Source organism: Streptomyces sp. NBC_00057 (assembly GCF_045041165.1).
GTDB lineage: Bacteria > Actinomycetota > Actinomycetes > Streptomycetales > Streptomycetaceae > Streptomyces.
Window position 1 is genome coordinate 912,347 of sequence record NZ_CP108256.1, and the last position, 22,525, is coordinate 934,871.

18 protein-coding genes, 7 pseudogenes and 1 riboswitch are annotated in these 22,525 nt (G+C 68.2%); of the genes and pseudogenes, 13 read left to right on the plus strand and 12 right to left on the minus strand.

Annotated features, from left to right (window positions below; all coding sequences use genetic code 11):
* Nucleotides 1-98: 98 nt before the first annotated feature.
* Nucleotides 99-1,388 carry a cytochrome P450 gene (locus OG953_RS04500; RefSeq protein ID WP_405691620.1) on the plus strand — a complete coding sequence of 430 codons (1,290 nt, stop codon included), beginning with the start codon at nucleotides 99-101 and terminating at the stop codon, nucleotides 1,386-1,388.
* Nucleotides 1,389-1,476: 88 nt separating this feature from the next.
* On the opposite strand, the pseudogene OG953_RS04505 reads toward OG953_RS04500, so the two are convergent.
* The 5 genes and pseudogenes from OG953_RS04505 to OG953_RS04525 form a co-directional block, all read right to left on the minus strand.
* Nucleotides 1,477-2,265 (minus strand): annotated as a pseudogene (locus tag OG953_RS04505) (cytochrome P450); the annotation flags it as partial.
* A gap of 884 nt (nucleotides 2,266-3,149) precedes the next feature.
* Nucleotides 3,150-4,010 (minus strand): Gfo/Idh/MocA family protein, encoded by an 861-nt coding sequence (locus OG953_RS04510; protein WP_405682642.1) that lies wholly within the window; start codon nucleotides 4,008-4,010, stop codon nucleotides 3,150-3,152.
* Between the two features lie 176 nt (nucleotides 4,011-4,186).
* Nucleotides 4,187-5,095 (minus strand): class A beta-lactamase, encoded by a 909-nt coding sequence (gene bla / locus OG953_RS04515; RefSeq protein ID WP_405682644.1) that lies wholly within the window; start codon nucleotides 5,093-5,095, stop codon nucleotides 4,187-4,189.
* 290 nt (nucleotides 5,096-5,385) lie between these two features.
* Nucleotides 5,386-5,730, minus strand: a complete 345-nt coding sequence (locus OG953_RS04520) for a hypothetical protein (RefSeq protein ID WP_405682646.1) — start codon at nucleotides 5,728-5,730, stop codon at nucleotides 5,386-5,388.
* 80 nt (nucleotides 5,731-5,810) lie between these two features.
* A complete protein-coding gene (locus OG953_RS04525; RefSeq protein WP_405682647.1) occupies nucleotides 5,811-6,890 on the minus strand; it encodes an NAD(+)/NADH kinase in 1,080 nt (359 codons plus the stop codon).
* A 301-nt stretch (nucleotides 6,891-7,191) separates the two neighbouring features.
* Here OG953_RS04525 and OG953_RS04530 point away from each other — a divergent pair, with 301 nt between their 5' ends.
* The 3 genes and pseudogenes from OG953_RS04530 to OG953_RS04540 all read left to right on the plus strand — a co-directional run.
* On the plus strand, nucleotides 7,192-8,082 hold the full coding sequence (locus OG953_RS04530) for an alkaline phosphatase family protein (RefSeq protein WP_405682649.1): 891 nt from the start codon (nucleotides 7,192-7,194) through the stop codon (nucleotides 8,080-8,082).
* 5 nt (nucleotides 8,083-8,087) lie between these two features.
* Nucleotides 8,088-8,216, plus strand: a pseudogene (locus OG953_RS04535) (MFS transporter); the annotation flags it as partial.
* A 1-nt stretch (nucleotide 8,217) separates the two neighbouring features.
* Nucleotides 8,218-8,417, plus strand: a pseudogene (locus OG953_RS04540) (TolB-like translocation protein); the annotation flags it as partial.
* 56 nt (nucleotides 8,418-8,473) lie between these two features.
* On the opposite strand, the gene OG953_RS04545 reads toward OG953_RS04540, so the two are convergent.
* Nucleotides 8,474-9,868, minus strand: a complete 1,395-nt coding sequence (locus OG953_RS04545; RefSeq protein WP_405682651.1) for an APC family permease — start codon at nucleotides 9,866-9,868, stop codon at nucleotides 8,474-8,476.
* A 349-nt stretch (nucleotides 9,869-10,217) separates the two neighbouring features.
* Here OG953_RS04545 and OG953_RS04550 point away from each other — a divergent pair, with 349 nt between their 5' ends.
* Nucleotides 10,218-10,535, plus strand: a complete 318-nt coding sequence (locus OG953_RS04550) for a hypothetical protein (protein WP_405682652.1) — start codon at nucleotides 10,218-10,220, stop codon at nucleotides 10,533-10,535.
* Between the two features lie 61 nt (nucleotides 10,536-10,596).
* Here the strand turns inward: OG953_RS04550 and OG953_RS04555 are convergent, their stop codons facing one another.
* On the minus strand, nucleotides 10,597-10,719 hold the full coding sequence (locus OG953_RS04555; protein WP_405682653.1) for a hypothetical protein: 123 nt from the start codon (nucleotides 10,717-10,719) through the stop codon (nucleotides 10,597-10,599).
* A gap of 325 nt (nucleotides 10,720-11,044) precedes the next feature.
* On the opposite strand from OG953_RS04555, the gene OG953_RS04560 reads away from it, so the two are divergent.
* Together OG953_RS04560 and OG953_RS04565 are read left to right on the plus strand one after the other, a co-directional pair.
* Nucleotides 11,045-11,593, plus strand: coding sequence for a GNAT family N-acetyltransferase (locus OG953_RS04560; RefSeq protein ID WP_405682654.1), 549 nt, complete (start codon nucleotides 11,045-11,047; stop codon nucleotides 11,591-11,593).
* Nucleotides 11,594-11,675: 82 nt separating this feature from the next.
* Nucleotides 11,676-12,326, plus strand: a complete 651-nt coding sequence (locus tag OG953_RS04565) for a DUF2461 family protein (RefSeq protein ID WP_405682655.1) — start codon at nucleotides 11,676-11,678, stop codon at nucleotides 12,324-12,326.
* A gap of 138 nt (nucleotides 12,327-12,464) precedes the next feature.
* Here OG953_RS04565 and OG953_RS04570 read toward each other — a convergent pair whose 3' ends face one another.
* Nucleotides 12,465-13,211: a transglycosylase SLT domain-containing protein gene (locus tag OG953_RS04570; protein WP_405682656.1), complete on the minus strand. Its 747-nt coding sequence runs from the start codon at nucleotides 13,209-13,211 to the stop codon at nucleotides 12,465-12,467.
* Nucleotides 13,212-13,215: 4 nt separating this feature from the next.
* Nucleotides 13,216-13,402, minus strand: a riboswitch (cyclic di-AMP (ydaO/yuaA leader).
* Between the two features lie 712 nt (nucleotides 13,403-14,114).
* Between OG953_RS04570 and OG953_RS04575 the strand changes: the two are divergent.
* Together OG953_RS04575 and OG953_RS04580 are read left to right on the plus strand one after the other, a co-directional pair.
* Nucleotides 14,115-14,729: pseudogene (locus OG953_RS04575) on the plus strand (ATP-binding cassette domain-containing protein); the annotation flags it as partial.
* Between the two features lie 480 nt (nucleotides 14,730-15,209).
* Nucleotides 15,210-15,591: pseudogene (locus OG953_RS04580) on the plus strand (ATP-binding cassette domain-containing protein); the annotation flags it as partial.
* A 288-nt stretch (nucleotides 15,592-15,879) separates the two neighbouring features.
* Here the strand turns inward: OG953_RS04580 and OG953_RS04585 are convergent.
* Complete coding sequence (locus OG953_RS04585; protein WP_405682657.1) at nucleotides 15,880-16,419, minus strand: DUF305 domain-containing protein; 540 nt, start codon at nucleotides 16,417-16,419, stop codon at nucleotides 15,880-15,882.
* 90 nt (nucleotides 16,420-16,509) lie between these two features.
* On the opposite strand from OG953_RS04585, the pseudogene OG953_RS04590 reads away from it, so the two are divergent.
* The 3 genes and pseudogenes from OG953_RS04590 to OG953_RS04600 all read left to right on the plus strand — a co-directional run.
* A pseudogene (locus tag OG953_RS04590) lies at nucleotides 16,510-16,713 on the plus strand (MarR family transcriptional regulator); the annotation flags it as partial.
* A gap of 160 nt (nucleotides 16,714-16,873) precedes the next feature.
* The gene (locus tag OG953_RS04595; RefSeq protein WP_405682658.1) at nucleotides 16,874-17,719 is read left to right on the plus strand and encodes an MIP/aquaporin family protein; all 846 of its coding nucleotides are present in this window, start codon (nucleotides 16,874-16,876) and stop codon (nucleotides 17,717-17,719) included.
* 45 nt (nucleotides 17,720-17,764) lie between these two features.
* Nucleotides 17,765-18,650: pseudogene (locus OG953_RS04600) on the plus strand (FGGY family carbohydrate kinase); the annotation flags it as partial.
* A gap of 123 nt (nucleotides 18,651-18,773) precedes the next feature.
* On the opposite strand, the gene OG953_RS04605 reads toward OG953_RS04600, so the two are convergent.
* From OG953_RS04605 to OG953_RS04615, 3 genes are read right to left on the minus strand one after another with little or no spacing between them, the layout of a single operon-like run.
* The gene (locus OG953_RS04605) at nucleotides 18,774-21,047 is read right to left on the minus strand and encodes a M20/M25/M40 family metallo-hydrolase (protein ID WP_405682659.1); all 2,274 of its coding nucleotides are present in this window, start codon (nucleotides 21,045-21,047) and stop codon (nucleotides 18,774-18,776) included.
* Nucleotides 21,044-21,982 carry a non-ribosomal peptide synthetase gene (locus OG953_RS04610; protein ID WP_405682660.1) on the minus strand — a complete coding sequence of 313 codons (939 nt, stop codon included), beginning with the start codon at nucleotides 21,980-21,982 and terminating at the stop codon, nucleotides 21,044-21,046. Before OG953_RS04610 ends, OG953_RS04605 begins: the two co-directional genes overlap by 4 nt.
* Nucleotides 21,931-22,365, minus strand: a complete 435-nt coding sequence (locus OG953_RS04615; protein ID WP_405691622.1) for an AMP-binding protein — start codon at nucleotides 22,363-22,365, stop codon at nucleotides 21,931-21,933. Before OG953_RS04615 ends, OG953_RS04610 begins: the two co-directional genes overlap by 52 nt.
* On the opposite strand from OG953_RS04615, the gene OG953_RS04620 reads away from it, so the two are divergent.
* Nucleotides 22,357-22,518: a hypothetical protein gene (locus tag OG953_RS04620; protein WP_405682661.1), complete on the plus strand. Its 162-nt coding sequence runs from the start codon at nucleotides 22,357-22,359 to the stop codon at nucleotides 22,516-22,518. The two genes, OG953_RS04615 and OG953_RS04620, sit on opposite strands and share 9 nt — an antisense overlap.
* Nucleotides 22,519-22,525: the final 7 nt, after the last annotated feature.

The window sequence follows — 22,525 nt, forward strand, 5'->3', positions numbered from 1 at the left end:
TCGGCACAAACCGTGTTGGCGCCGGCCAATGTCCGTGTCCATGCCTATTGCAAAGCCTTCTCATGTCCGCACCGTGTGTGCGGACCGCGCGACGACTAATGGAGTGCACGTTGAGGACGACGTTCCGTTCTCGTATCACCGCCCGGTTCGGGCGCACCTACCTGTCCAGGATCCAGAAGTACGGGATCGGTTCTTCCACGATCAGGCTGCTGCCCGAAGACCTGCTGATGCTGCTGCGCAGGGATGGCCTGGACCCGGTGGACAAGCTGGCCGGGCTCCGGGCGAAGGCGCCGGTGTCCAAGGTCTCGCTGCCGTTCGGTATGGACGCCTGGGTGGTCACCGGCTACGAGGAGTCGAAAGCCGTCCTCGGATCGGCCGACGGGTTCAGCACCGACTTCGCCCACCTCGCCACGAACGCCGGAGTCGCAACGGAGCAGAGCCCCGGCGGGCTCGGGTTCAGCGATCCTCCCGTGCACACGCGGCTGCGCCGCATCCTGACCCCGGAATTCACGATGCGCCGACTGCGTCGCCTCACCCCCAGGATCGATGCCATCGTCGAGGAGCGCCTCGACGCGATGGAAGCCCGTCAGGGCCCGGTCGACCTGGTGCAGGAGTTCGCGCTGCCGATCCCCTCCCTCACGATCTGTGAGCTGCTCGGCATTCCCTACGAGGACCGCCAGGACTTCCAGCAGCTGGCCATGGACCGCTTCGACCTCTTCGGTGGGACGACCGCACCCTTCGGCGCCATGTCGGAGTCGCTGGCGTACTTCAGGAACGTGGTCAAGATGCAGCGCGAGGAACCGGGCGACGGGCTGCTCGGCATGATCGTGAAGGAGCACGGCGACAGCATCGACAACGAGGAACTCGCGGGCCTCGCCGACGGCGTGCTCACCGGCGGGTTCGAGACGACCGCCAGCACGATTGCCCTCGGCTCCCTCGTGTTGCTTCAGAACAAGGACGTCTTCGAGCGAATACGGACGGACGACGCACAGGCCGCGCCGTTCGTCGAGGAGGTGCTGCGCTACCTCTCCGCGGTGCAGATCGCCTTCCCACGGTTCGCCCGCGAGGACATAGAGATAGCGGGGGTGGTCATTCCCCGGGGCGACATGGTGCTCTGCTCACTGAGCAGTGCCAACCGCGACGCGTCATACGTCATGGGCAACGGACACTTCGACCCGCACCGCAACACCTCAGGGCATCTCGCCTTCGGCTACGGAATCCACCGCTGCATCGGCGCCGAACTGGCGCGCATGGAACTGCGCTCCGCCTACCCGGCCCTGGCGCGGCGGTTTCCCCGAATGCGCCTCGCCGTCCCGCCCCAGGACCTGGCCTTCCGCAAGCTGTCGATCGTCTACGGCATCGAATCGCTGCCGGTGCACCTGCGCTGAGCTGGCGCACACCCTCAGGACACCTGCACAGCGACAGCGAGCCGTACGTGGGCCGGCTCCCCCGGTCGGCGGCGTGGATGTCGTCCTCCTACCAGGTGACTGTGATCCGCTGAGGACTACGGGATGTGGTGCCGCGTCGCCACTCCACTCCGTCTGCGGGCCGCGCCGGCCGGAGGCCGGGGAAGCGGGCGGCGAGCCGGTGCAGGGACAGTCGGAGTTCGAGCCGGGCCAGCCAGGCGCCCAGGCAGTAGTGCGGGCCGGCGCCGAACGACAGAGTGGGGGCCTCCAAGGGGGCGAACAGGTCGGCGAACTGCCGGGGCGGGAACACATCGGGGTCACGGTTGGCCATGCCGCAGTCGGCGAGAACCACCGAGCCCGCCGGGATGGTCACGCCGCCGTCCTCCGCGTCGGCGGCGGCGTGGCGCGCGGTCCCCCGGTCGTCGCCGAGCGGAACGAGGTGCAGCAGCCGCTCGGCCACCGCACCGGCGGCCTGTTCGTCCGCGCCGAGCCGGGGCCAGCTTTCCGGCCGTTCGCCGAGCAGGTGGAGCAGGGAGTTGCCCAGCATCGTCATCGTGCTGTCGTGTCCGCCCACCACCAGTCCGCACACGAGGTCGACCAGTTGCCCCTCCGGGATACCGCCCTCGTCATCGGCCGCCCGGACGAGCACGCTGGTCAGATCGTCGCCCGGAGCGCTTCGCCGCTCGGCCAGCAGCGCGCTTCCGAAAGCGGCGAGCTCCGCCAGCGCCGACTCCATCTCCTCCTTGGGGTGGGAGCCGTCGGAGAAGGCGTACTGGCTCCAGTGGCGAAGCCGTTCCCGTGCCGGGGCGTCGAGACCCATCAGCCGGCTGATCACCTCGACCGGGAGCGGAAGGGTGAAGGCCGTCTACGCGGACAGCGGTGAACCTCTGGGCGGCCTCGCGATCGGACGGCCGGACTCGCGGGACGTAAGCGGGTCTGCCGTGGCTCATAAACGCCGGATCCAGGGCGGCGACCGTGTCAGAGATCGTCTCGGTTGGAGGTCTCGGATGTCCGGCAGCGTGTTGATGGTTGAGCGTCTGATGCCGGAGCCCGGCAGGGGAACCCACCGGTCCTTGACTGCATGTCAGCGGTGCCGGTGTTGACCCCTCCCGGGGACTGGATGAGTGGCGCGAATCCGGGGAGTGGCCGCAGGCCCCCCGAGGCAGAGGCCCGGGTGGTCGGTGACCAGCGAACGACGTTCTTCTTGCCGTCCACTCCGGGCACTTCAGGACCACCATGACGCGCAGAGTCGCGCCGTCCTCGGTACGGACCGGGGTCGCCACACTGTCCACCTCGGGCAACTCGGCCATCCGGCCTGTGAGGTCGCGGACCGCGGAAGCGGCCGCCGCCGCGTCCAGTGGGCCGGACCGGGAGGAAATCATCACGTGCTCGGTGGGCCGGCGCTGCAGCCCGCCTTCGGTGGCCATTCGATTCGGCGTGCCCGCCTCCCCCACCCAGAAGTCTTCGGTGGTGGCCGCGTTGCTGCCGACGGCCGTCCCGGCGCCGAGACACAGAATGACAGAGACGAACCAACCGGTGATCGAGCGCCACGGATGCCTGGCGCTCCAACGAGCTATACGTACTGGGTGATTGAGGTTTCTCACACCTCACATGCTGATCCGCAGGACCAATCCTCCGGCAGCCCGTACCGGTTGAACCACACGTCCACCAGTCGGTGGACACAGGGAACTCGTCAGACGTCCCTGCGGCCGCCGAGGCCCAGGTGGATCAAGGTGCGCCACCTCACCGAGGATCGGCCGACTGCGTGCGCACGGCAGCGGCAACGGACTCCAGCACCTCGATGGGGCGCAGCAAGTCCCCATAACCGATCGGTGGCCTGCCCGTACGGGCCATCTCCAGGAACGCTGCGAGACCCGGCACGCAGTAGTGGGCGTCGAGGGTGAGAGTCTGTTCGACCACGGTGTCCTGAGTGAGCGCCATTCCGTGGAACGGAATCTGGTGCGTGTTGTTCGGCTTGACGAAGTTCACGACGACACGGGTGCCGCCCGCGGTGAATGACGCGGTGACTGTGGTGTCGGTGGTGACCGTGCGTACGTCGGAGATCTCACCGGGGGCGAGCCGGAGAGCGACGTCCACCGGGTGGATGCCGTAGAAGAAGATCCCGCCGTACTCGCCATCGGGATCGGCGGGTCCGGACGTGACAACCACGTGCGGTTGCCCGCCCCGCGCAGTCCGGGCCACCAGCGCGTCGGTGTCGGGAATCCAGCGGAGCGCCGAGGATGACGTGAGCGGCGCGTCATGGGCGAGCGCGATGTCGATCATGGCCTGGGCATCCTCGACGGTGCAGGCCAGCGGCTTGTCGACGAATACCGGAAGCCCTTCGGTCAGGAAGGGGGTCGCCCGGTCGCGGTGGTGCGCGCCGTGCCGGTCCGCGACGATGACGGCGTCCACCAGTCCGAGCATGCCGGTGGGCTCGTCGACGATCTTTTCTATCCCCCCGGTGGACGCCAGCGTGTCGTTGCGCCGACTGTGCCCACCGCTGAGAGCCACGACGCGGGCGTCGCCGCCCGCCTCGTGGACGTTGAGGTGGCCGATGATGTGGTCGACATGAGTGTTCTCGGTGCCAACGATCCCGATGCGCATCAGGAGAGGCTACCTTCACGGTGACAGGCAGGTTGAGGGCCCTCCCCCGGCCACAGGGAGGGCACCCCTGGCGCTGTCGCTACGTGGAGCGTCCCGCAAGGGGCCACGAACCCTGCACTGCGCCGACAGAGCAGAGCTGCCGGCCGACGGCCCCGACCGTACAGCCGCGCCGGACGTCAGCCGAGGGCGACTGCCAGGATGGCAGCGGCCTTGGCGATCAAAGGGTTGTCCGCCTCGGCATCGACGTCATGCTTGGTGGACAGGACAGCCATCACGATCGGCCCCTGACCGGATGGCCAGACGATGCCCACGTCGTTCGAGGTCCCGTAGCTGCCGGTGCCGGTCTTGTCGCCGACGGTCCAGTCCTCAGGAAGGCCGGCGCGCAGGCGTGTGCCGCCAGTCGTGTTGGCCAGCAGCCACCCGGTCAATCGTTTCCGGTCCCGCGCCTCCAGCGCGCCCCCGAGGACGAGCTGCGCGTAGGTCTTCCCAATGGCGCGAGGGCTGGTGGTGTCGGTCACACGCCCTGGTTCCGCCGAGTTCAGCTCCGGCTCCCAGCGGTCGAGCCGGGTCACCGAGTCTCCGATGGACCGGCAGAAGCGAGTGACGGTCGTCGGTCCGCAGAGCCTTTCCAGCAGGAGATTCGCTGCAGTGTTGTCGCTGTACGAGATGGCCGCGCCGCACAGATCCTCGACCGTCATCCCCTGCGCGAGATTCTCGGGCAGACCGGTCACCGGCGCGCCTCCCGACCTCTTGATGTCCTGCTTCGTGTAGTGAATGACTTTCGAAAGGAACGTCCCGTCATGGTCGAGGTCCCTAAGAACGGTCCCGACGGCTAACGTCTTGAACGTCGAACACATGGGGAAGCGCTCTTCCCCCCGGTGGAGGACGCTCCTGCCCGTCACCGTGTTCCACCCGAACACCCCCAGCCGAGCGGCATGCTCCCGTTCGAGGCCGCGCAACTCCCGCACCGCCTCGCTCCCCGGGCCGAAGGCCTCCGCGGCCGATGGCCTGGGGACAGCGGCCAGCGCCGCCCCCAGGCCACCGGCGAGCACTGCACGGCGTGACGCACCCCTGCTCGATTTCAAGAACTCCTGCCTTCCTACTCGTGTGGTCGTACTGCCTGCACACGACGCTTCCGGCAGCCCACCGGGTTGCACCACGAAGCAAAGCAGGCCCTGTTCCCATACGGCTGCCCGCCACCCGGCATATGGCTCTCCGTAGCGGATCAGAGGTATGCCTGCCCGGTTCCTCGATGAGTGCCGTTCCGACGTCACGATGTCACCTGCGGGATGGGCGACTCCCGGGAGACGACGGACCCCGGTGTGTGTGACCCCGCCGCGCCCAGCTCCGGCGCCCAAGCATGGGCCAGGGTTCGTCAGGCCCGGCCCGCGCTCAGCCAGCCGAGCAGATCGTCCGTCATCAGGTCGCCGTCCGCTTCGACGTCCTCGTCGATCGCGCCCAGATCGAGACGGTACACACGGGTGCGGTCGCGGCCGTGGCGGCGCATGAACAGTCCGCCGCCCCCGCTGTCGTCGCCGACCAGCACCCAGTCGGGCGCGTACCTGGGTACCTCGAAGGTCTCGTTGCGTTCCTGGAGGCAGTGCGGCCCGTAAACCAGAACGCCGTTGCCGAGCAACGTGCCCGGCGTCGACCGCCACAGACGGGCGACCGCGGGATAGGGGTCGTCCCCGAGCCCGCGCAGCCGCGACACCTGAACCACATTGCCGAAAGTGGTGTCCGGCTCGGCTTCGATGCCTTCGGTGAAGGCCCGGGTTCAGCCTGCAGCCCTCCCCCGCCCGGTCAACCACCGGCTGCCTCATCCCTGTCCGCCGGGGAGAAATGGAGATGGGCCAGGTCGTGCGGGATTGGGCCGTCGGGACGGAACAGGGGCGCGGTCTCCCCCTCGGCGGCCGCGGCCGGAGCGTCCGTGAGGCGAAGGCGGGTGCGCAGCCGCCCGTAGAAATCGTGCGGGCCGAGCCTGATGACGCGCAGACGACGCGGGGCCGCGTACACCCCGAGCCAGTCTCCGGCGTCCAGTACGCCGCGCAGCTGGCCGTCGATCGTGACCGCGCCCTGTCCCGAGTTGGGCAGGACCCGCACCGCGACCGGTTCGTCCGGCGCGACGACCACTGTGCGATTGAAGGTCATGTGCGGTGCGACGGGTGTGAAGAGGACGGCGTCCATTCGTGGTGAGACCACCGGACCGCCAGCGGCGAAGCTGTAGGCGGTCGACCCGGTGGGGGTGGCCATGATGACGGCATCGGCCGAGTACGAGGCGAGGAGCCGGCCGCCGATATAGACGCCGAGACTCACCTGCCGGTCGCGTGCGAGCTTCTCCACGACGACGTCGTTGAGGGCCGTGACATCCAGCGCCACGCCCCAGCCCTCCGCCGCGGCCTCCGCCTCCAGGTCGACATGGGGAGGCGGCAGCATCGGACGTCGTCCGTAGCCCATCAGGGCGTCGATGTCCTTGGGCACTTCAAGTACGCGGGAGGTCCTCATCGTCAGCGTCATGCGCTCCTCGACGTCCGCCCGCCCGCGGTGGACGGCGTCGAGCGCCCGGACGACGTCCTCGGCCGGCACCTCGGTGAGGAAGCCGACCCGGCCCAGGTCGATCCCGAGGACGGCGGCGTGGTTCTTGGCCGCGATCCTGGCGCCGCGCAGAAATGTGCCGTCGCCTCCGAGCGTCACGACGAGATCGGGATTGCCCGCGACATGGGCCTCCTCCCGTCCGCCACGCCGGCGTGCGTCGTCGCGCCACACGTCGATGTCCGTGCACGGAACGACTTCGCGCGCACACCAGTCGCGTACGACGCGCGCCGCGGCAACGGCCTCGGGACGGCCCTGGTGGACAACGACTCCCACCCGCTCGACACTCATCTCGCTCCGGCTCCCGTACTCCGACGATGTGGCAATGTCCTGGTCCCACCTTGCTGGTCCATGGATGTGCCGGCTTCGTCGCCGGGCCGACAGACCGTTCCCGGTCAGGCGATCGGGCCCCTGGGAGGGCAGCGTGATCGGGCCGCCGCGGGCGCGGCGTGGTCCGCCCGCCGCGCGGCAGAATGGTGGGGAAAGGTTCGCCTGCTCTTCATGCACGGGACGCGGCCGAGTCCACCCGGCGGCTCCTGGGGTTGCGACGCCCCGCACCCGTGTGCTCGTCACTTCTGTCCGGAGGACAGTCATGACCGCAGCCCAGGCGTCCAGGCGCAGCCGACGCTCCCTCACCGCGCTGGCCGGGGCCGTGGCTCTCACCGCCGCCTCGATCGGCCTCTGGGCCACCACCGGTTCCACCGCACAGGCCGCCGGTCTCCCGGCCCCCGATCATGTGGTGGTCGTGATGATGGAGAACCACGCCTACACCCAGGTGATCGGCGGCTCCGGCGCCCCGTACATCAACAACACTCTCAAGGCGGGTGGCGCCGACCTCACCCAGTCCTTCGGGCTGACCCACCCCAGCGAGCCGAACTACTACATGCTGTTCTCCGGCTCCAACCAGGGCCGCACCGACGACAGTTGCGTGGGCGTCGGTTCCCTGTCCGCGCCCAATCTCGCCTCCGAGCTGATCGCCGCCAAAAAGACCTGGGCGAGCTACAACGAGACGCTGCCCAGCCAGGGTTCGACCGTCTGCAGCAGCGGTGACTACGCCCAGAAGCACAACCCCTGGTTCGGTTTCTCCAATGTGCCGACCAGCACGGCGAAGACCATGACGCAGTTCCCGGCCGACTTCACCGCTCTGCCGAAGGTCTCGTTCGTCGTGCCGAACCTGTGCAGCGACATGCACGACTGCTCGGTCTCCACCGGTGACACGTGGATCAAGAACAAGCTGGGCGCCTATGCCGACTGGGCCAAGACCCACAACAGCCTCCTGGTCGTCACGTTCGACGAGGACAACAAGCTGTCGGGGAACCACATCCCCACCGTCTTCTACGGTCAGCACGTCACCCCCGGCAGCTCCAGCGGTGCCACCTACAACCACTACAACGTGCTCCGCACCCTGGAGGACCTGGCCGGCCTGACGACGCACGCCGGCAACGCGGCCTCGGCGTCCGACATCTCCGGCATCTGGAACTGACATCTGTGTATCTCGCAGACTCCCGCAGCGACGAAGCCGCCGCCCCGGACACCCGTCCGGGGCGGCGGCCGGCCGCGGTACCCGGCATTGTCCTTGCTCTCGGCGCCGTCAGCCTGATCACGGACATCTCCTCGGCTCGATCTGCGCCGCATGTCGCAGACCGCGACCGCCGAGCAACGCAACATCGACGACCAAGCGGTGTGGGCGGACGACTCCACTCTCGTCCACGCCCTCCCGGGCGCTACGGCTGGGGCCTGTGGACCGTCCCGGCCGACGGCACCGGTGCGGCCCGCCGGCTGATGACGTCCGCCGTCGCCCCGGCCTATCCGGGGTGACGGCTCAGCAGACCGGGCCGAGTGCGGGATGCGGGTCGCGAGTCCCGGTCATCCGGTCAGGACTGCGCGTCCTCCGGAATGCTGACCAGCCAGCGGGTCTCCCGGCGGGGCCTCAGATACAGCGCCCAGTAGAGCGTGGCGACCGCTGTGATCCCGCCGGTCCACAGCAGGTACTCGGTCTCCTGCTGGGTCAGGATGTACGCGAGCACGGCGATGAGCAGTACGGGAATCGCCGGCCACAGGGGCATGCGCCAGGCCGGTGCCTCGCGGTGCGTGCCGCGGCGGCAGAGCAGTGCGGCGACCGCGACCAGCAGGTACATGCCGGTGACGGAGACGCCGGTGACGCCGTACAGGGTGTCGAGGTTGACGAAGCAGAGCGCCGCGCCGGGGACTCCGACGACCAGGGTCGCCACCCACGGGGAGCCGAACCGGCCGAGTCGGGACAGGGCGTTGTTGATCGGCTCGGGCCACGCCTTGTCACGGGCGGAGGCGAACAGGACCCGTGAGTTCTGGATGACCATGACGATGCCCGCGTTGATAATCGCGAGGGCCACGCAGAGGCTGACGAACGTACCGACGGCCGAGTTCGACCAGGCGGCGACCATGGTGTTGAGGTCGCCCGAGGTCAGGGCCGCAAGGTCCGGGGCGCCCAGCGTGATGGCGATGACCGGGACGAGGATGACCGCGGTGGAGATGGCGAGGGTGGCGAGCACGGTGCGGGCCACGTTGCACCGCGGGTTCTCCAGTTCCTCCGAGAGATAGACGGCCGTGGAGAAGCCCTGAGTGATGAAGAGCGCGATCGCGAGCCCGGAGACCACCATCATCGCGGTGACCGTGGAGGTCGTGCTGCCCGAGGCGACCGACCCGTGCACCAGCGCGGAGGCCCCGCGCTCGGAGTGCGCGAAGCCGAGAACGGCGACGACGCCCGCCGCGATCACTTCGAGGACGAGGAAGATCCCGGTGATCCACGCGTTGGCGCGCAGGTCCAGGAGACCGGCGAGGGTGGCGAGGACCATGACCCCGGCGCCCGCGACGGGAGCCGGAATGTGCACGACGGGAGCGAGATAGTCGGCCGTCCCCATGGCGATGACCGGGGGCACGATCATCACGACCAGCAGGGAGAGCACGGAGACGAGCCACCCGGCCAGCCGTCCCGCCATGGTCGACACCATGGCGTACTCACCTCCCGCGCTCGGTATGAGGGTGCCCAGCTCCGAGTAACAGAAGGCGACCGCGATACAGAGCAGCGAGCCGATGGCGATGGTGAGGGCGGCGTACGTGCCCAGGCTGGAGAACAGGTCGGGTACGACCACGAAAAGTGTCGAAGCGGGCGTCACGCAGGAGAGCGTGAGCAGCGTCCCGCCCACGACGCCGATGGAACGCTTGAGTTTCTGTGGAGTGGGGCCGGTCGCTGGGGCGAGCGCCTGGGGAGCGCTGAGCGTTTCGGTCATCGTGCGATTCCGATCAACAGGTGCGGTGTCTGAGCGCAGGAGCGGTATCGCCTCCAGACGAGGACGTGGTGAGTGGTTTCGTCGCTCCCAGCGCGACATGCAATCCTGACGAGTTCCGCAGGTCAAGAGGTGTTCACCTTCGGAATTCGTCGTTTCGGCGATCAGATCTGACGATTTGACGTTAAGAGTGCGTCATTCCATGGGGATCGGCGGGTGCGGGAACCGCAGCAGGATCCGGTGCAAAGTTTCACCCATTCCAGATTCCGGAAGGTTGCGGACGTCCCGGAGCGCCGCGATGCGCGGATGGCCGCGGGTCGCGCATCCACGGTCTTGATGCCAGCCTGGAGACATGGCTTGGGCGTCATGGACGACTCGCGGTGTGTTCTCCGGGCACGGTGGCGTGCTCACGGACGAGGTCGGCGTCCTGTCCGGAGACCTGACCGTTCACACGACCTGGGCCGATGACACGGCCCAGGTCACTGTGCAGTACACGGGTGCGATCGACTGGTTCACCATGTCGGGCAGCCCAGTGCCGTGCTGCTCGGAGGACGACAGCCGGCGCCTTCACGAGGCGGTGGTGGAGTCCGTCCGGGAGGGAGCGGCGGCCACGGTTCCGAGGCCTCCGCCACAGAAGCCGGAGCAGCCGACGGAGAGTGCCCAGGAGTGAGGCCTACGTCGACGGGCACGCGCCGGGCGTTGCGGTCCCGATCACCGGTTGACAGCCCGGTTCAGGCGGTGTGGCGGTCCGTGGCGATGGCGAAGACGTGGAGTGCCGGGGTCTTGGAGCCCATGTACCGAGGGCCGGACGGCAGGGTGATCGACGCGAGCTGTCTGGACGGATCGACGTCCACTCCAATTGTGCAGAGCTTTGCGGTACGTGTGGTCTATGCCCGGCCGCTGCCGTTGACCTTGCCTCCGTCGGCCGCGATCACCGTTCCCTTCGGAACGATCGTGGCGCAGTGGCATAGACCACTGAGCTGGGAGGGGACCCTACTGCGCGCATCCGAGCCGCACCAGGGTTCGCACACCAATAGATCCGATCAATTGCCTGGGCCTCGATGCAGGCGCCCACTCGGCGTTGACACCGTCCGTCAACAGGTCGGACGCCCGGGCGGCTCCCTCAGCCGTTCGATATCCGATTGCGGTGATCTCCTCCGCCCGGGAATGATGACCGTCATGAAGCGGCCGAACGAGATCATCGCCTGTGACGACTTCGCCCTGCGGCGCTGGCGGGCGGCGAGCGACATCGATTCCCTGTTCCTGATGATCGAGGAATCGCTCGACCACCTCCGCCCATGGATGCCATGGATCGCCCGCCACAGCCGGGAAACCACCCGCGACTTCCTCGCCGACTGCGATCCGAAGTGGCAGAGCGGTGACTCGTTCAACTACGCGATCGTCAAGGACGGCACACTCGTCGGCTCCTGCTCCATCTATCGCGCCGCCGAACCACGGGGCCGGGTCATGGGGTACTGGCTGCACGCTGCCGCCACCGGACAAGGCATAGCGACCCGGGCAGCGGCGGCCCTGGCGGCCGAGGCGTTCGCCCTGCCGGACGTGGAGTACCTGGAAATCGCGCACGATCTGGCGAACACCGCCAGCGGCGCTGTACCGCGGCGCCTGGGGTTCTTCGAGGCCGGACGCAAGCAGGTGGCACCCGCAGCCCCCTCAGACACCGGCACAGACGTGATCTGGCGCTTGAACCGCCCTGACGACCGCGGATGAGCCTCAGCAGGCAAGCAGGGCACGGTTTCGACTTCGGGCCCGGCCCGCGCGCCCTCCGGTCCGGATCACTGGGATCCCTTGCGTGAGCAGAGCATTCAGCGGCTGGACAGAGCAAGCATTCGAGCTGCTTCTGCAGTTGGACGGCATGCCCTCGCAAGAAGTTCGCGAGAAGCACCGAAAGGACCGGGAGCGTCTCGTACGGCAGCCCATGATCGCGTTGCTGAACGATGTGGCCGACGCGAACCAGGCGTATGAAGACTTCTCCGTCTGGGGGTTCCGCAAGGACCCGTGGTGGTGGCAGCACCAAGTGGCGGTGATCCGGATCGCGCGCAACGTCGAGATCGGTCTCCGCTTCGACCTCGACGGGCTCCGGATCAAGGGCAGCTGGACCTACCCGGATCCGGGGCAGGTCCCGTTGTTCCGTACGGCCGTTGCCGCACAGGGCAGTGGTCCCGAGCTGGTGCGCGCCATCGAGGCGCTGGGGGCGCAGGGGTACGAGATCAGCGGGGACACCATGAAGCGCATGCCACGCGGCCATGACGCCGGTCACCCCCGTGCCGACCTGCTCCGGTACCGCTCGGTCTCCGCTGCCCGTCCCCTCGGCGGGGACTGTGCACAGCACACGCCGGCATTGGTCGACGCCGTGCTCCGAGCGGCAAAGGAGTTGGAACCCCTGCTCTCCTGGCTCGCCGGCCACGTGACCGTTCCCGGTTCCCGCCGGTGCGGCGTCTAGGGTCGCCTCCGCACATGCTGTCCACGCGGGTGAACGGCCGAAAGGCGTTCCCTGACCGGCGGGTGCGGTCCCTTCCGAGGGGCCTGTTCGACCCCTCGTCACCCGTCGGTAATGAACCGCCATCGGCGCTGCTGTGCGTCAGTAGGCCCCGAACACGTTGTCGATGGAGCCGTACTTGTCGGCGGCGTAGTTGCACGCTGCGGTGATGTTGGCGACCGGGTCGTAGCTGTCCATCGACGTACCGGGCACGTGGTAGGCACGGAACGTCGGGTCGATGATCTGAAGGAGGCCCTTGGACGGCGTGCCCTTGACGGCGTTCGAGTCCCAATTGTTGATGGCCAGGGGGTTGCCGGAGGACTCGCGCAGGACGTTGCGGTGGATTCCGTCGTAGCTGCCGGGGATGCTGTGCTTGGCCATGACGGCCAGCGACTCCTTGATCCAGCCGTCCAGATCGTTCGTGTACGTCGCGGCCGGTGCGGCAGTGGCAGTGGCAGTGGCAGAAGTCTTGGACTCGGCCTGGGCGCCGATCGTCAGCTTCATGCCCGCGCGAATCTCTGCGGGGTTGTCGCCGACGATCTCTCGATTGTCCTCGTACAGCTTCTGCCAGCCACCGCTGAGCGAATGCCCCCGCGCGATCTTGGAAAGGGTATCGCCCGCGATCACGGAATAGATGGTGGGCGCGGCCTCCTGGGCGGTCTTTTCTTTGTCGGCGGCGACGGTCGACGCCGCAGCCTTTTCGGCGGTGACGGACTGCGCCGGGGCGGCCGAGGCGAAGCCGGCACCGACCAGCGGAAGCACGAGAGCGGCTCCGCTCGTGGTCGCGACGATGAGACCGCGGGTCAGCGAAGTGGACTTACGACGAAGGTGGTTACCCGTTGCGGACATAGCGAATTCCTCTCCGTCGCCTACGAGGTGAGCTGTCGGGTTCAGACTGGAGATGTCTGGCCGCACGCGAATGCGGGCTTCACCCCGAGCCGTTCCGGATACCGGATCGGCGGCTTACCTGGGTCCCCCGCTCCTGCCGTACATGAGTGGTCGGATTGCCGGACGGCGGCAGGATTCGGCGTTCCATCCGGATTGACGGTGACCGTAGGCGAGAAACAGCGAAAGGAACAAGCCCATATTTTTGGATCACAATTCATTTGCAAGATCGAATCGGGGAATTGACAGTAATCCGCCTCACACCGCGAAGCCAAATTTCCTCGCACAGAAGGGAACCGGGCAGCGCGCCACAGCGTGTTGAACTCTGAACGTGACTCACGCCACGGAGTTCTCAAAAGGGGCAATTCGGTCAGCCTCCAAAGGTCGCAACTCTTACCAAATGCCTCTTTGTTGACTAAGGGATCACTTACATGCAAATCACCCACACCGGGATATTTGCATGGCGATCCGGATGCCTCTCGGGCCGATCGCACCCGACAGGGCTCCATGACCTCCGGCCTCCCGGCCGAGCGGCCCGCGGGCCGCTCGTCGCAGTCCCCCACACGACATCGAGGCTTTGCCTTTCGCCCTCCGGGTCGCTATCGTTCCCAACGGCTCTGTTGTCTCCGATAGAGGTGGACGTTGCGCATCTGAGGTTCGCGATCATCGCGCCGTACGGCTTCAGCCGTACGCCTGTCACGCAGTAGCAGTGTTCAGTCCTGCCCGTGACCCCGCGTGGATGCGACCTCGGTGCATGAGCCGTCCCTCGATCTTTCGGACCGCCGCACCTCCCTCTCGGTTCGGTCGCTGCGTGGTGCTCGCATACGAAGCCCCCCATTCACCGCGCTTGCGACTGCGAGGATCACCATGGCGACACCCACCGCCCCCAGCGCCTCTCTGACCTGCTCCGCCCTGTCCTTCCAGTGGCCGGACGGCACATCCGTCTTCGACGGGCTCTCCCTCAGCATCGGCCGCGGCCGCACCGGTCTCGTCGGGGCCAACGGCGCGGGCAAGTCGACACTTCTGCGACTACTGGCCGGCCAACTGCGCCCCTCCCAGGGCTCGGTGACCGTCGGTGGCAGCCTCGCCCATCTCCCTCAGAACATCACCCTCGACACGACGCTGCGGGTGGACGAGGCCCTGGGCATCGCCGGGCGGCGCAATGCGCTGCGCGCCATCGAAGCCGGGGATGTGGACGAGAAACACTTCGAGACGATCGGCGACGACTGGGACGTCGAGGAACGAGCCCTCGCGACACTGGGGTCACTCGGACTGGGCGATGTCGAACTGGACCGCACCGTGGGCCAGATGTCCGGCGGGGAGACCGTCCTGCTGCGCCTGGCCGCACTGCTGCTGGAGCATCCCGACGTTCTCCTGCTGGACGAACCGACCAACAACCTCGATGTGTTCGCTCGCCGCAGGCTCTACGAAGCCGTCGACTCCTGGCGCTCCGGTGTCCTGGTCGTGGTGAGCCACGACCTCGAACTGCTGGAGCGCGTGGACCGCATCGCCGAACTGCGCTCCGGATCCGTGAACTGGTACGGAGGCGGCTGGTCCGCCTACGAAGAAGCCCTGGCCACCGAACAGGAAGCAGCCGGACGGACGTTGCGGGCCGCCGAGGCCGACGTACGCCGACAGAAGCGCGAGCTGGAGGAGACCCATGTGAAGTTGGCGCGCCGTCAGCGGCATGGCAGGAAGATCGAGGCCGAGCGGCGGCTCCCGAAGATCCTCGCCGGCGCGCGGAAGCGGTCCGCGCAGGAGTCGGCGGGCAAGCTTCGCGGCCTCCAGGAGGACCGGCTGAGTGAGGCGCGCGAGCGCCGCGAGGAGGCCGCGGACGCCGTCCGTGACGATGCCGAGATCCGGGTGAGCCTTCCCCACACCGCCGTTCCCACCGGCCGCACCGTGCTGACCCTGCACGAACTGCGTCCCCGGTTCGGCAGGCTGCATGAGGGCAACCTCCATGTGCACGGTCCCGAACGGATCGCGCTCGTCGGGCGCAACGGCTCCGGCAAGACGACACTGCTGCGCACCCTCACCGGCGAGCTGGCTCCGCTGTCCGGCGAGGCCAGGACGTTCGTACCGCTGCGGTTCCTTCCACAGCGGCTGGATGTGCTGGACGAGGAGCTGAGCGTCGCGGCGAACGTCGCCCGCATGGCTCCCGGGGTCACCGACAACCACATCCGCTCCCAGCTCGCGCGCTTCCTGTTCCAGGGGAAACGCGCGGAACAGCCGGCGGGCACCCTCTCGGGCGGGGAACGCTTCCGTGCCGCGCTCGCGGCGACGATGCTCGCCGCACCGGCCCCGCAGCTGCTGATGCTGGACGAGCCGACCAACAATCTCGACATCGCCAGCGTGCGACAGCTGACCAGCGCACTTGAGTCCTACGAGGGTGCGCTGCTGATCGCCAGTCACGACCTGCCGTTCCTCGAATCGGTCGGCATCACCCGCTGGCTGCTCCTCGCGGAGGAGCTCCGGGACACCACAGCGGAGGAGGTGGGCGACCTGCTCGCAACACCGGAAGCGGACTGAGCGGCCGCGTACGTCCGAGAGGCCGGGCCTGTCCAGCCCCTCGGACGTACGGGAGGGGGTGCGAGCCTTCAGCATGACGAAGGCCCGCACCCCCTGCCAGGGGTCAGAGCCTGGCGATGATCTTGTTCATCTTCTCGATCTCGGCGGTCTGGGCCGTGATCACGGCGCCGGCGAGCTTCTTCGCGTCGGCGTTGCTGCCGTTCTTCTGCTCGTCCTCGGCCATGGTGACCGCGCCCTCGTGGTGGCCGGTCATGAGCTGGGCGAACTTCTTGTCGAAGTCCTTGCCCTTGGCTGCCTCGAGGTCGCTCATGTCCTTGTCGGACATCATCCCGGGCATTCCCGAACCGTCCGAGCCGTGGTCCATTCCGGGCATGTCCCCCATCGAGGACGAGGCCGAGGGCAGCGGCTTGCCCCAGGACGTCAGCCAGCCCTTCATGGTGTTGATCTCGGGGTCCTGGGCCTTCTCGATCGCGGCGGCCAGCTCCTTGATCTCGGGGTCGGCGGCGCGGCCGTCGGCCAGCTCCGCCATCTCGACGGCCTGCTGGTGGTGCGGGATCATCTGCTGCGCGAACTTCACGTCCGCGTCGTTGAACGCACCGTCGGGGGTGGCAGGCACGGAGGCGCCGGCGGAGCCGTGGTCCATGCCGGGCATGGACGAGCCGTCGGTCTTGGATCCTTCGGAGGAGCCGCAGGCCACCAGCGTCAATGCGAGGGCGGCGACGGTGCCTGCGGCGAGGTCATCCCGAACCCCGCTCACCAGCGGTCTTCGTCGATCCGGCTGACCGACGGCGGCAGGGCGGCGATCACCGCCGCCCTCGCCCGCGAGCAGGCCCTGCTGCGCCAGGTGGACGGGAACCCGACCGACGCCGACGTGACGGCCTGCGTACGGGTGCTCAGCAGCCTGCTTGAACTCTTCGACAACGTCGACGTGGACTGACACCGGGCCCGGGTTCTGGCCCCTTCACCAGACGAGACCCGCACCGACTGCAAGGCTTCGGCCACCAAATGGCCACCAAATGCGGAACCAATTCTCTGCGTCTACGCTCAGTGTGGATCTATGCCGCCAACGGTCGTGACTCGACAGGAAGCGAGAACCCATGGAGCGGCTCAAGATGTCGGGAATCGTCGGGGAGCTCTCGGCGGAGTTCCTCGGAACGATGATTCTCATCCTCTTCGGCTGTGGTGTGGTGGCGCAGGTCGTAGCCGGCGGAGCACTCACCGACCCGCCGGGGGGTCTCGGAAATCACGACAGCATCGCCTGGGCATGGGGTCTCGGAGTCACCTTGGGTGTCTATGTGGCGGGCAGGCTGAGCGGAGCGCACCTCAATCCCGCCGTGACTCTTTCGCTTGCCGCTTTCAAAGATTTTCCCTGGAGGAAAGTGGCTCCTTACGCACTCGCGCAGCTCGCAGGAGCGTTCGTCGGGGCACTGGTGGTGCGATGGAATTACACCGAGGCCCTGGCGAAGGCGGACCCGGGGCACACGATCAAGACGCAAATCGTTTTCTCGACGCTGCCTGCCAACGGGAACCCCGCGCTTCCGGTTCACGAATGGGGGGCGCTGCGGGACCAGGTCATCGGAACCGCCATTCTTGTGCTGCTGATCTTCGCCGTCACGGATCTTCTCAATACGCCACCGGGCGCCAATCTCGGCCCGTTCATCGTGGGCCTCATCGTGGTGGGCATCGGTATGGCGTGGGGCACCAACGCCGGGTACGCGATCAATCCGGCCCGTGACTTCGGGCCCCGGCTCGCGAGCTTCCTCACCGGCTACGGAGGAGCGTGGCGGGACCAGTACGGGAACTTCTACTACTGGGTGCCCATTGTGGGCCCACTCGTGGGTGGCCTGGTCGGTGCGTTCCTCTACAAGACCCTCGTCGGCCGTTTCCTGCCCACCGCGGAGGCGGAGCCGGAGGGCAGCATCCCCATGCCACAGGAGGAGTGACGCCCGGTCCTTCATCGAGCGGGGACTCAGGAGAGGCAGCACGCCATGGCGGACTTCATCGGCGCGGTGGACCAAGGCACCACCAGCAGCCGCTTCATGATCTTCGATCACGACGGGAACGAAGTGGCCAAACACCAGTTGGAGCACGAGCAGATCCTGCCCCGCCCCGGCTGGGTGGAGCACGACCCGGTGGAGATCTGGGAGCGCACCAACTCGGTGATGCAGAACGCTCTGCGCACCGGAGGTCTGAGCGCCACCGATCTCGATGCCATCGGGATCACGAACCAGCGCGAGACCACCGTCGTCTGGGACCCCCGCACCGGTCGTCCGTACTGCAACGCCATCGTGTGGCAGGACACCCGGACCGACTCGATCGCCAAGGCCCTGGAGAACGAGGGCCATGGCGAGATCATCCGCCGCAAGTCGGGCCTGCCACCGGCCACTTACTTCTCCGGCGGGAAGATCAAGTGGATCCTCGACAATGTCGAGGGGGTCCGCGAGGCTGCGGAACAGGGCCATGCGGTGTTCGGGAACACGGACTGCTGGGTGTTGTGGAACCTCACCGGCGGCCCCGAAGGCGGCATCCACGCCACCGACGTGCACCGGAAACTTCCTCGTGCTCAACACCGGTACGAAGCTGATCCGGTCACGGCACGGCCTGCTCACCACCGTCGCCTACCAGTTCGACAAGAGCCCGGCGGTCTACGCCCTGGAGGGCTCCATCGCGGTCACGGGGTCCGCCGTGCAGTGGCTGCGGGACCAGATGAAGATCATCAGCGAAGCCGCCGAGAGCGAACGGCTCGCCAGAACCGTCGAGGACAACGGCGGGATGTACTTCGTGCCGGCGTTCTCGGGCCTCTTCGCTCCCTACTGGCGCTCGGACGCCCGCGGCGCCATCGTCGGTCTCGCCCGCTACAACACCAACGCCCATCGTTACGCCGATCGGAAGAGAGCGGTCGAGCGCACTCTCGACTGGGTGAGGGTGGGATGACGTCAGGGGTCCGACGACCGTACGGGCATGCCCGGCCGGATACGCCCGTACGGTGCGGTCGGGTCAGGCCTCGGTGCGCAGTCCGGCCAGCAGTTGATAGACGGTTTCGGTGCCTTGCCGCAGGGCTTCGACGCCGATGTGTTCGTCAGTGCCGTGCATGCGCTTGAGCATGTCCCGGTTCACGGTGAACGGGTACATGCCGTAGACGGGCACGTTCTGCTCCCGGAACGGCACCGCGCTGGTGACGGCCTCGAACTGGCAGGCGGTGGCCCGTACTCCGGGGTGTGTCCTGCGTACGGCTGTCTGCCAGGCGCGGAAGACGTCCGTGTCATGGCCGGAGTCGGGCACGGCCAGATAGCCGCGCAGCCGGTCCAGGGCCTGTTGCTCGCTCTCGCCGGAGTTGCCGACCACGGTCAGCGCCGCCCGGTTGCCGATCAGCGAGCGCAGTTCGGCGACGATGCGGCCGGGGTCGTCGGCCCCGGGGAGGAAGGCGGCCCGGAACTCCGCGGTCGCCGTGCCCGGCACGATGCTCGGGTAGTAGCCGGACTGCGCGGAGGTGAAGGCGAGCGTGGTGCGCAGCATCGCGTTGTGCAGCTCAGGGGTCTCGCTGAGCCGTACCACCGCTTCGCCGGCCCTGTCCCGCTGCTGTTCCGTACGGGCATTGAGCATCTCGCGCAGCGCCTCGGCGAGCGACCGGTCAGTGGTGGCCTCGGCCAGTTCGGCGAAGTACTGCCGGGACAGCGCATTGGGACGGATGTGTGCGCGCCACTCCCCGAGTTGGTCAAGCACCTCCCCCAGCCGGATCACGGCCTGTCCTGTGAATGGCTTGGACGTGTGGGTGGCGTACGAGGAGGTCTCCAGGCGCAGCAGCAGGGAGCGCTTGTCGTTGCAGGTGAGCGAGGCGATCATGGGTGTCGTGCCGTCGCGCTGGTTGAGCACCCAGCCGCCCTCGGTGATGACCGCGCCCGCCTCGACCTTGCCGGGGTGTTCCGTGAGGAACCAGCGCACCCCGTAGGGCCCCTGTTCCTCGTCGCAGTCGGACCAGAAGACGATGTCGCGGTCGAAGGCCGCGCCCTCGCGGACATGGCGCAGCAGAGCGGCGACGAATGCGGCATTGACGCCCTTCATGTCGAGCGAGCCACGGCCGTACAGCTTGCCGTCCTTGATGTCTCCGCCGAAGGCGTCCGTCGTCCATTTGTCACCGATGGCGGGGACTACGTCGGAGTGGCCTAGCAGGACCAGTGGTTTCTTCCGGGCCGGCCCGCTGCCGGGGACGCGGGCGAAGAAGTGGACGTTGCCTTTCTTGGGGGTGGGCACGATCTCGGTGCCCACCCCGGCCGCGCGAAAGATTCCCTGGAGCATCTGGGCGAACGGCTGGGTGAGCGCACCGTCGCCGGGGTTGCTGGTGTTCTGGCGGATCATGGCCACGGCGAGGCCCACGGGGTCGGTGGGATCGCCCTCGAAGGAGACACCGCCCGCGGCAGTCGGCGCGGCGGCCGACGCTCTGGGTGTCGTGGCCTGGACCGCACCGAGGCCCAGCACCGTGCCCGCGACGGCCGTCGCTCCGGCGCCGAGCACGGAACGTCGTGACGGCCGGGCCCCGGGAAGTCCGTCCAGGCAGGCGGAGATGACCGCTGCCGGGTTCTCCTGGTGGGCGTAGTGACCGCCCTCGACGGACAGCAGAGTGCACTCGCCACGGGTCCAGTCGATCCAGCGGCGCACGGTCACTTCGGGCACGTGCGGGTCCTCGGTGGCCCACACCGCGCGCAACTCGACGTGCGGTACGGGACTTCGGCTGCCGTCGTAGCCTGCGGCCAACTGCAGATCGGCGATGACGGCAGGCAGCAGCACCTCCTCGAACTCGGGGTCCGCCAGCAGCTCCGGGTCGGTCAGTCCGATCCCGGTCGCGAAGGCACGGGCGTCCTCGACGGTCACGTCGCCACCGTCGCCGTGGAAGTCACCGGGGCACTGTCCGGCCACCGCGCACAGCCGCGCGACCGGCACCCCGGAGTCGAGCAGTCGGCAGCACGTCTCGTACGCAAGGAGCGCACCGAGGCTGACGCCGATCAGCACCAGTCGCCGCCCTCCCCGCAGTGCGCTTATCTCGGCCGCCACGGCATCCGCGTAGGCGGTCATGTCGGTGACGGGTTCCTCGTCGACGCGCGTGCCGCGGCCCGGCGGTGTGATCAGCGCGAGTGCGGTGTCCTCGGGCAGCCGGCCCCGCCAGTTCGCGAACGTCGAGCCATGGGCGCCGGTGGGTCCGAAGCAGACGGCGAGGGTGCCGGCCGCGCTGTCCGGTGGGGTTTCGCCCGGGACGCTCAACCATGGGACGTTCATGCCTGTTCCTCCTGCTGGGTCTCGCGGCACAGTGCGGCGATCGCGGGGACGGTGGGTGCGCCGAGGATGCGGCGCAGTGGGACACGTCGGCCTGCTGTCTTCGCCAGCCGGTTGGCGAGCCGCACGGCGAGCAGGGAGTGGCCTCCGGCGTCGAAGAAGTTCTGGTCCGCCGAGGCCGGTGGGGCGCCGAGCAGTTCCTGCCAGAGGGCGGCGACAGCGGTCTCGGTGTCGTCGGTCGGGGTGAATCCGGCCGTCTGCTCCTGACCGATGCTCTCCACGAGCGTGCGCAGGGCGGTGCGATCGAGCTTGCCATTGGTGCTCAGCGGGAGCCGCGGGACCTGCTGAATACGGGCGGGCAGCATGTAGTCGGGCAGCCGGTCGCGCAGATAGCCGCGCAGTGCGGCGGGGCCGCTCTCCTCGTCGGCGGTGAAACAGGCGACGATGCGTGCGTCGCCGCCCTCGCTCTCCGCGTACGCCCCCGCGTCGGTGATGTCCGGCGCCTTGCGCAGCGTGGCCTCGATCTCCTCCAGCTCGACGCGGTAGCCGCGTACCGTGATCTGGTTGTCGGCGCGTCCGGTGATCCCCAGTACCCCGTCCGGTAGTTGGCGGCCTCGGTCTCCGGTCCGGTAGTGCAGGACTCCTGCGTCGTCCGTGGTGAAGCGGTCTTCGCCGTCGCCGCCGACATAGCCGAGGGCGAGCGGAGGCCCGGAGACCCACACCTCACCTGCCACACCGGATGGCAGCCGTCGGCCGAGCCGGTCGCGGACCGAGAGCGAGGCACCGGCCACGGGCCTGCCGACGGGGACGCGTTCGGCGTCCGCGGGCAGTCGGGCGGTGTCGTACGCGGCGACGTTGGAGGCGGTCTCCGTCATGCCGTACAGGTTCAGCAGCGTGGCGTCGGGCCAGACCTCACGGAAGCGCAGGACCGTGTCCACCGGCAGGGTGTCGGCGCCACTGGTGACCAGCACGGGCCGGTGCCCGCCAGGGTATTGGCGCTCTCCTCCAGCAGCCCGGCGATCAGCTGCGGGGTCAGGAAGAGATGCGTGATCCGCTCCTGCTCGACGGCGGCGGCGAACAGCACCGGGTCGAGTAGTTCGTCGGTACCGAGCACGACGGACGGAATGCCTTTCAGCAGTCCGCCCAGCAGCTCCCAGGGCGAGGCGACCAGGGCCAGGGACTTCTGCACGGCCAGTACCGCGTCGTCGGGGAACGGGTGGTCCTGCCACATCCATTCCAGCCGTCCGCGGACCGAACGTCGGCTGATGCGTACGCCCTTGGGGTTTCCGGTCGTCCCCGAGGTGTAGACGATGTGGAACAGCGCGTCGTCGTCGGGTTCCTGCCCGGGGGTCTGGCCGCGTACCGCTCGACGTACGCGTGGACTCCCTCACCCAGCTCGTACGGCTCGCTGCGGGTCAGCGCCAGGGCGACGGCCCGCTCCCGTGCCCCTTCGGCCAGCGGGAGCGTCGGATAATACTCGG

What these genes read in the sequence shown, in the direction of transcription:
- OG953_RS04500 (WP_405691620.1), top strand. Translation starts at nt 99, where the DNA reads ATGGAGTGCACGTTGAGGACGACGTTCCGTTCTCGTATCACCGCCCGG.
- OG953_RS04510 (WP_405682642.1), bottom strand. Translation starts at nt 4,010, where the DNA reads ATGCGCATCGGGATCGTTGGCACCGAGAACACTCATGTCGACCACATC.
- OG953_RS04525 (WP_405682647.1), bottom strand. Translation starts at nt 6,890, where the DNA reads ATGAGTGTCGAGCGGGTGGGAGTCGTTGTCCACCAGGGCCGTCCCGAG.
- OG953_RS04530 (WP_405682649.1), top strand. Translation starts at nt 7,192, where the DNA reads ATGACCGCAGCCCAGGCGTCCAGGCGCAGCCGACGCTCCCTCACCGCG.
- OG953_RS04545 (WP_405682651.1), bottom strand. Translation starts at nt 9,868, where the DNA reads ATGACCGAAACGCTCAGCGCTCCCCAGGCGCTCGCCCCAGCGACCGGC.
- OG953_RS04550 (WP_405682652.1), top strand. Translation starts at nt 10,218, where the DNA reads ATGGCTTGGGCGTCATGGACGACTCGCGGTGTGTTCTCCGGGCACGGT.
- OG953_RS04560 (WP_405682654.1), top strand. Translation starts at nt 11,045, where the DNA reads ATGAAGCGGCCGAACGAGATCATCGCCTGTGACGACTTCGCCCTGCGG.
- OG953_RS04570 (WP_405682656.1), bottom strand. Translation starts at nt 13,211, where the DNA reads ATGTCCGCAACGGGTAACCACCTTCGTCGTAAGTCCACTTCGCTGACC.
- OG953_RS04585 (WP_405682657.1), bottom strand. Translation starts at nt 16,419, where the DNA reads ATGGACCACGGCTCCGCCGGCGCCTCCGTGCCTGCCACCCCCGACGGT.
- OG953_RS04595 (WP_405682658.1), top strand. Translation starts at nt 16,874, where the DNA reads ATGGAGCGGCTCAAGATGTCGGGAATCGTCGGGGAGCTCTCGGCGGAG.
- OG953_RS04605 (WP_405682659.1), bottom strand. Translation starts at nt 21,047, where the DNA reads ATGAACGTCCCATGGTTGAGCGTCCCGGGCGAAACCCCACCGGACAGC.